General features: G+C 36.3%; 5 protein-coding genes. All 5 read right to left on the reverse strand.

All coding sequences use genetic code 11. The features are described from left to right. Window positions 1-38: 38 nt before the first annotated feature. Entirely contained in the window at window positions 39-3,404 is a 3,366-nt protein-coding gene (locus HGPG_RS04870) for an FtsX-like permease family protein (protein ID WP_019124941.1), read from the reverse strand. 108 nt (window positions 3,405-3,512) lie between these two features. Continuing rightward, window positions 3,513-3,758, reverse strand: coding sequence for a hypothetical protein (locus HGPG_RS10470; protein ID WP_019124942.1), 246 nt, complete (start codon window positions 3,756-3,758; stop codon window positions 3,513-3,515). Window positions 3,759-4,046: 288 nt separating this feature from the next. After that, a complete protein-coding gene (locus HGPG_RS04875) occupies window positions 4,047-4,748 on the reverse strand; it encodes an ABC transporter ATP-binding protein (RefSeq protein WP_019124943.1) in 702 nt (233 codons plus the stop codon). A gap of 92 nt (window positions 4,749-4,840) precedes the next feature. Further along, window positions 4,841-5,242 carry a DUF3887 domain-containing protein gene (locus tag HGPG_RS04880; protein WP_019124944.1) on the reverse strand — a complete coding sequence of 134 codons (402 nt, stop codon included), beginning with the start codon at window positions 5,240-5,242 and terminating at the stop codon, window positions 4,841-4,843. Further along, entirely contained in the window at window positions 5,229-5,831 is a 603-nt protein-coding gene (locus tag HGPG_RS04885; protein ID WP_019124945.1) for a YhfC family glutamic-type intramembrane protease, read from the reverse strand. The genes HGPG_RS04880 and HGPG_RS04885 overlap by 14 nt, the downstream gene beginning before the upstream one ends. Window positions 5,832-5,936 lie beyond the last annotated feature (105 nt).

Raw genomic sequence — 5,936 nt, forward strand, 5'->3', positions numbered from 1 at the left:
TAAAAAAAAGACCGAAGATTTTATCCTTCGGTCAAATTTTATTCATTTGATTTTAGAGCATCAAGTGCGTTAATCTTTTTTATCCTAAAATGGAATATTATCATTATTAGTGTGTTTATAAAGGCTGTGATTATGCCTGCCAGTATAAAAGGTCTTGCCGTCAAGTCTTCTGGCAACATTGCCATAAAGGGCACTACTATTTGTAAGACTGAGTAGTGCAAAATTTTTCCAACTACAAGTCCTATTAATATTCCAATAAGGGCAAGGATGTGAGTTTCCTTATAGATGTAAGATGTGGTCTCCTTTGGATAAAAGCCCAAAACTTTTATAGTTGAGACTTCTCTTATTCTCTCTTCGATGTTTATATTTGTAAGGTTGTAGAGGACTACAACTTCTAATATTGTCGTCACCATTAAAATTATTATTTCAACCTTTGTTATTGAGAATAAGAATTTATTCAAGACATCCTTTAGGTCGTCGATGTTGGTAATGTTAAAGACTGCCTTGTTTTCTATTGTGGTCTTTGTAAACTCATCCTTGTCAAAGTTTTGAGGCGCCTTTATTAGGTCTGTGTTTGCCACAAAGTCTGAGCCCGTCACTTTTTCAAAGTAGTCTTTATCCATGTAGACATTGTGACCGATGTAAAATTCTGTTATGCCAGCTACTTCAACTTCAAATTCGTTGCCATAGACATCGCGAATTTCAAGTGGGTCCCCAACCTTTAATTTTTTAAGCTTGGAAAGTTTTTCTGTTATTATTACCCCTCTCTTGGAAAGCTCAAGTTCTTCGCCCCCGTCCTTGTCCCTAAGAGCCACATAGTTTTTAAATTCTTCCCTGTCCTCTGGCACAATTACATTTACAACTTGGTCGATCTCATCGTAGTCTACTGTGAATAATTCTTCATAGGTCTTTGTGTACTCTAAATTTTTACCGTCAATTTCCCTTCTGTAATCTCCATAGGCATCTTCGTCAAACTTGCTATCGTATAAAACTGAAAGGTCGTATTTTAAAATTTCTTTAAACTGCAAAGTTTCTACATCTTTTACGGATTCTGATATTCCAAAGCCCAAAACAAGTAGCGCCGCGCAGCCCATGACGCCAACTACTGTCATGAACATTCTCTTCTTTGACAAGAATAAATTTCTTGCCGTTACCTTGGACAAAAAGCTCATCCTGTTCCAGATGAAAGGAATTTTTTCCGGCATTATTCTGTTGCCTTTGGATGGTGCTTTTCCACGAAGAAGATAGGCTGTCTTTTCCTTTAGGTTTTTGTTGACAGTGATTATTGCCGCCACTGTTGTAAATATAAATCCAATGGCTATGGCAAAAATTATCCTAAGTGGAAAGGCATTTATAATCAAGTGGTCTTGGAAAATCGTCTTTGTTGAATAGGCATTGCCTATGATGTAGGTCAATAGATAAGACCCAGTTATGGCGCCAAGAGTGCCACCAATTATTGATGTCAGCGTGCCATATAGGAAAAATTTTCTTCCAATTTCTCTATTGGTGTAGCCCAGAGCCTTGTAGGTTCCAATTACCACTCTATTTTCGTCTACCATTCTTGTCATTGTCGTGAAGCAAACTAAAAGTGCTATGGCAAAGAAAAATATTGGGAAGATAAAGGATAGTCCGTCCACTCTCTTTGCATAGTCCAAGTAGGTGTTGATGTCGCCTGAAAGGTGTCTAGGCGTGATCTTGTAGCGAGGTTGTTTTATTAGGCTAAGATACTTTCTTCCGTCGGCAATTTTTTCTCTTGCGTCAGAAATTTTTTCTTCAGCCTCCTTGGACTTGTCGCTGAATTCTCTTTCACCTTTTTTAAGGTCCAACTCTCCCTTGTAGAGCTTGCCCTTGGCATCGTCTAACTTGTCCTTGCCAGTCTTTAGCTCCTTATCAAGCCTTTCCTCTCCTCTTTGGAGTTCATCAGTGCCAGACAAATATTTTTCCTTGGCTCTTGATAGCTTCTCTCTGCCCTCTACATATTCGTCGTACTTTTCCTCGTACTCCTTCTTGCCACTTTCGTAGTCGGCGCTCCCCTGGTCAAGCTTTTCTTGAGACTCATCAAGTTTCTTCTTAGCCTTATTGAGTTCTTCCTTGGCTTCTTGAAGTTTCCTCTTATTTTTTTCTATTTCATCCTTATTTTTTGCGTATTCCTCTTCGCCCTTTTCGGCTTCAGCAATTCCCTCTTCAAGCTGCTTTTTTCCCTCTTCAAGTTGTAGCTTACTTGCATCAAGAGTCGCCCTTGCTGCTACAAGTTTTTTCTCGCTTTCATTTATTTTTTCAATGCCAGCCTTGCCAACCTTGACCTTGGCTTTTAAGTCATCTAAGCTTCCAGTGATTCCCCCTGGCACTTCCTTATTTATTTCCTCAAGAGCCTTGTCAATTTCAGCCTTGGAATTATTTAAAAATTCTAACTTTTTATTTAGGGCTTCCTTATTTTTTTGAAGTTCTGCCCTTTGCCCCTCTAAGCCTTGAAGTTTAGCCTCAAGTTTTATTCTGTCCTCATCTGATAAATTTGGATCATTAAGAGCCGCATTTGTACTTGCAATTTCAGCCTCAACTTGCCCAAGTCCACCATCAACTTGGTCTATCTGTGCCTTTGTACTTGCAATCTCACTTTCAATAGTGGGAAGTTTATTTAAAATTTCACTGGCTGTGTCCAAAATTTTATCTAGGGCATAAATTTTTTCCACTGCATCTTCATAGGAAGTGGCTCCCATTTTAGTGACTAGCTCCTCTTTGCCTGCTTCAAGCTGCTTTTTGCCGCTGTCGTATTCCCTTTCGCCTTCCTCATATTTTTTCATTCCTTCAGCAAGCTTGACCTTGGAATCTTCAATTTTTTGCCAGCCATCGTCTAATTTTTTTCTGCCTTCAAGGAGCTTGTCTTCCCCTTCTTTTAGTGCCTTTTCTGATGCTTCAGCCTGACCAAGACCCTTTTGGTACTTTTCCTTACCATCAGCCAGTTGTTCCCTGCCAGAATCCAATTCAACTTTTGCATCATCAAGCTTTTTCTTTCCATCGCTTAACTTTTCGTAGCCGTCAATGAGTTTTCTCTCGCCGTCATCAATTTCCACAGATGCCTTGTAAAGTTTGTCTCTATTTTTTGAAATTTCAGACTCTGCATCACTTTTTTCCTTGTTGTACTTGTCTAGACCCTCTTGATAATCCTTTTTGCCCTCGTTTAAGTCCTTACGACCCTTGACAAGTTTATCCTTTGCATCAGTGAGCTTGTCCTCTGCATCAGTAATCTTGTCCTCAGCATCTACTATCTTGTCAGAAATTTCATCTTGGATAGAAGCAAGTCTCTCCTTAGGTCTATTTTTTAAATCGATCTTTAGGGCGCGAGTCTTCTTGTCCATGTAGTCCACATATTCCTTGTCAGCAGTCACAAGACCCTCTGTGCCCAAAAATTTTAGCTTGGCAAGAGTTGGCTCTCCAGAAAAGTTTCCATCGTCAATGTAGGCGAAGAAAGAAATTTTTCCATAACCCCTTTCAGAATAAGTTCCGTTCTTGTCTTAAATGAAGTCAAGAGAATTTGCAAAGCCTACCACCTTGTAGGAAAGCCTCTTTAAGTCATTGTCATCATCGTCGTCATTGTCCTCCTTAAAGGAAATGATGTCGCCAATTTTTTTGCCATCATTTTTCATTCTGGAGTCCAGTACAATTTCATCAGGGCTCTTTATACTTCTTCCCTCAACAATTTCTGGCTTAGAAATTTCATAGGGGATATTCAAGACTTTTATGACAATAGAATCTCCCAATAAGAAGACATCCTTGTCATAGCCGTATTCAAGCTCAGAGATGTCCTCTTGGTCCTCGATAATAGCCTTGTCTTTATCTTCCAGACCAATAGCACAGAAATTTTTAGGTCCTCTTGATTTAGTTGTGTGATTTTATTATCAAGGGTGTTTCGCATAACTTGCCCCGTAGAGAGCAAGCCAATTAATACAAAAACACCTAGAAAGACAATTATTAAAATAGATATAAATCTCGGAAGAGAATTTTTTATCTCTCTAAAATTATCTTTATCGCAAGCTTTCACCCTGCACCTACCATTCTATTTCCATAATATCCCTTGGATTTTTGTTGATAAAAACATCCTTTACCCTTGCATCAGAAATTTCAATTAATCTGTCTGCAGAATTTTTTATTGCCGAATTGTGAGTAATTAAAACCACTGTAGTGTCTGTTGTCCTAGTTAAATCTTGCAAGAGCTTTAAAATTTGCTTGCCTGTGTTATAGTCAAGAGCTCCCGTTGGCTCGTCGCACAAGAGAAGTTTTGGATTCTTTGCAATTGCACGAGCAATGGAAACCCTCTGCTGTTCGCCACCAGATAATTGTGATGGGAAGTTATCCATTCTCTCACCAAGTCCCACAGATTTTAAAACTTCCACTGGATCCTTTGCCTTCTTTACAATTTGTGTGGCAAGCTCAACATTTTCAAGAGCCGTCAAGTTTGGAATGAGATTGTAAAATTGAAATACAAAGCCCATGTCATACCTTCTGTAATCTGTGAGTTCCCTCTCATTAAAGGAGACAATGTTTTTGCCATCAACAAAGAGTTCGCCACCAGAAGCAGTGTCCATGCCGCCAAGAATATTTAAAAAAGTTGACTTTCCAGCACCAGATGCGCCGAGAATTATTGCAAATTCATTTTTTTCTATTTCAAAATTTAATTTATCATTAGCCATTACAGATCTCTCGCCAATGTTGTAGACCTTGGAAAGATTTTTAACTTCAATAAAAGCCATAATATCACCTGATGCTATTATATCAAAATCTAACTATTTTAACATTTAAAAAAACGCCCATGACTGAGCGTTAATTAATAATTTTATTACATTTACTTGAAAAATATTCCAACTATTTTATCATCCTTATCAAAACTTACCCTAAAAAGAACATCCTTCTTTTCATACTTGACCTTTTGTAAAATAGTCGAATAAGTTGAGCCTGAATTTTTATCCTCTTCATAGATCCCCTTAGCGTCACCGAATTCTACAAATTTCCCATTTTCATCAAGATTTTTATAGGCTTCTTCCAAAATTTCTTTTTTAAATCCCAGTGATTTTTCTGTTAAATCAATAAATTCATCTGTTTTTCTCTCATTGACTAAACTTATGGCAGCTTGAGATTTTTTTTGATACTTATTAAAATCCTCATCTGACATTTTTTTAGTCTTAGAACCGCAGGCAACCAAAAGTAATACAATAGCTGTTAAAGTTATAATTTTAAATTTTTTCATTTCTATTCCCTCCTAAATTAATTTTAAAAATGAAAATTAAGATAAATATACAAAGTAAAGTCCAACTTCCGTACAAAATCAAATTACTAAATCCAAAAATATTCTTTAATATTATAAAATAATCAAAAAAACCATGTAAAAAAATCGCTAGAATTAAATATCTGTATTTTTCCATTCTATTAAATCCAAGCCATATTAATAAAGTCATACCAATATGAAAAATCACCGCTAACAATCTTTCATATAATCCTAAAAAAATATCAGACCTAGTCATTAGGTTTAGACTGCTAGAACTCACAATAAGAACAAATATTACTTCTACAAGTCCATGACCTAACCCAAAAATAATTGCATCTGACTTGCTATTACTTTCTTTTAAAAATTTATCCTTAAAAATAAATCTTCCACCCTCTTCAAAAAGTCCAGCACTCAGTGTGATTAAAAATCCATATAATAGTGGATAAAGACTCTGAAAGTTGTTGAGCCATAAGTTGTTGTTTAATAATTTCAAAATAGGTAATCGAAGGCATAGCTGTGACAATACAAAACATATCATTCCTAGCAAAAATAATTTTAAGAATTTTTTCACAATTAAAACCTCTTTCTATTTAGATTATTGTCTAAATAGAATTTTATCATCATTGTTTTGCTATGTCAATAAAATTCCTTTGATTTTAAATACAAAATAAAAGGC

It is taken from the genome of Peptoniphilus grossensis ph5 (assembly GCF_000311825.1).
Lineage (GTDB): Bacteria > Bacillota > Clostridia > Tissierellales > Peptoniphilaceae > Peptoniphilus_A > Peptoniphilus_A hominis.

Excerpts from the sequence above, each read along its gene's own strand:
- HGPG_RS04875 (WP_019124943.1), bottom strand. The coding sequence starts at position 4,748 with ATGGCTTTTATTGAAGTTAAAAATCTTTCCAAGGTCTACAACATTGGC.
- HGPG_RS04880 (WP_019124944.1), bottom strand. The coding sequence starts at position 5,242 with ATGAAAAAATTTAAAATTATAACTTTAACAGCTATTGTATTACTTTTG.